1 pseudogene is annotated in these 1,758 nt (G+C 71.0%); it reads right to left on the minus strand.

The features are described 5' to 3' along the window. Positions 1-1,652 (minus strand): annotated as a pseudogene (locus AC27IQ_RS23835) (molybdopterin-dependent oxidoreductase); the annotation flags it as partial. Positions 1,653-1,758: the final 106 nt, after the last annotated feature.

Consider the following 1,758-nt stretch of genomic DNA (forward strand, 5'->3'; position numbering starts at 1 on the left):
CGACAGGCCGGTGATGTCCAGGTCGCGCCCGCGCGTGCTCTCGCGGTGCTCGTTCCACACGGCCTCGGCGCCGCGCTCGGCCTCGCCGTCGCCAGTGGCGTACGGAAACAGCGTGGGCCGGCCCGGGCGCAGCCGCGCCTCCAGCCGGTGGGCGAACTGCACGGCGATGGCCCAGTCGTGGCGCGTGTCGCCGGGCGCGGGCACCGCAGGGCGCACGCGGGAGATGCGGCGCTCGCTGTTGGTCACCGTGCCGGTCTTCTCGCCCCAGGTGGTGGCGGGCAGCAGCAGGTCGGCGTACTGCGCGGTGGCGGTGGTGGCGAAGGCCTCCTGCACCACCACGAACTCGGCGCGCTCCAGCGCGCGGCGCACGGTGGCCTGGTCGGGCAGGCTCTGCGCCGGGTTGGTGCAGGCGATCCACAGCGCCCGGATCTCGCCGTCGCCGCGGCCTGGAACATCTCCACGGCGGTCTTGCCGGGCATGCCCGGCACCTCGGGCACGCCCCACAGCGCGGCCACTTCGGCACGGTGCTGCGGGTTGGCCATGTCGCGGTGGGCCGACAGCAGGTTGGCCAGTCCCCCCACCTCGCGCCCGCCCATGGCGTTGGGTTGCCCGGTGAGCGAGAACGGCCCCGCGCCCGGTCGGCCGATCTGGCCCGTGGCCAGGTGCAGGTTGATGAGGGCGGCGTTCTTGGCCGTGCCGCTGGTGCTCTGGTTCAGGCCCTGGCAGTAAAGGCTGAGCGTGGGCTGGCGCGCGGCACCGGCACTTGCACCTGCACCGGCACCCACACCGGCGAACCAGCGCGCGGCGGTGGCCAGATCCGCCTCGCTGATGCCGCAAACCTCGGCCACGCGGGTGGGCGTGCAGTCGCGCACCAGGGCCTTGAGCGCGTCGAAGCCGGTGGTGTGCGCGGCGATGTAGGCGCTGTCCACCCAGCCTTCCCACAGCATGAGGTGCAGCATGCCGTGGAACAGCATGACGTCGCTGCCCGGCTGGATGGGCAGGAACAGGTCGGCCAGCCCGGCGGTCTCGGTGCGGCGCGGGTCGGCCACGATGATCTTCATGCCCGGGTTGGCGGCCTTGGCGTCCTCGATGCGGCGAAACAGGATGGGGTGCGCCCACGCGGTGTTGCTGCCCACGATGAAGAGGCACTGCGCGTGCTGCACGTCGTCGTAGCAGGTGGGCGGGGCGTCGGCGCCGAGCGTGGTTTTGTAGCCCGCCACGGCGCTGCTCATGCACAGGCGCGAGTTGGTGTCGATGTTGTTGGTGCCGACCAGGCCCTTGGCGAGCTTGTTGAAGACGTAGTAGTCCTCGGTGAGGAGCTGGCCGGAGACGTAGAAGCCGACGGCGTCGGGGCCGTGCCGGGCGATGGTGTCGGCGAATTTTTGTGCGGCGGTGTCGAGGGCTGCTTCCCAGGCGATGGGCTGGGGCTTGTCGCCGCGCTGGGGGCGGTGCTGGGGGGTGAGGAGCCTTGTCTGGAGGGTGACGGGGCTGGCGGCGGTGAGGTGGAGGGTGGAGCCCTTGGTGCACAGGCGGCCGAAGTTGGCGGGGTGGGTGGGGTCGCCTCTCACGCCGGTGATCTGGGGGCCGGTGGATTCGATGATCACGCCGCAGCCTACGCCGCAGTAGGGGCAGGTGGATTGGGTTTGGGTCATGGCGTGGGTCTTTTGTTGGGCTGGTTGCCGGGTTTTTTGTTGGGTGGGGTGCTATTGTTTTTGTCGTTGCTGGATGGTTACGTTCCGGGGCCGGGTCTCGGCCCGG

The sequence above is a fragment of the Acidovorax sp. KPB24-07 genome, assembly GCF_057543315.1.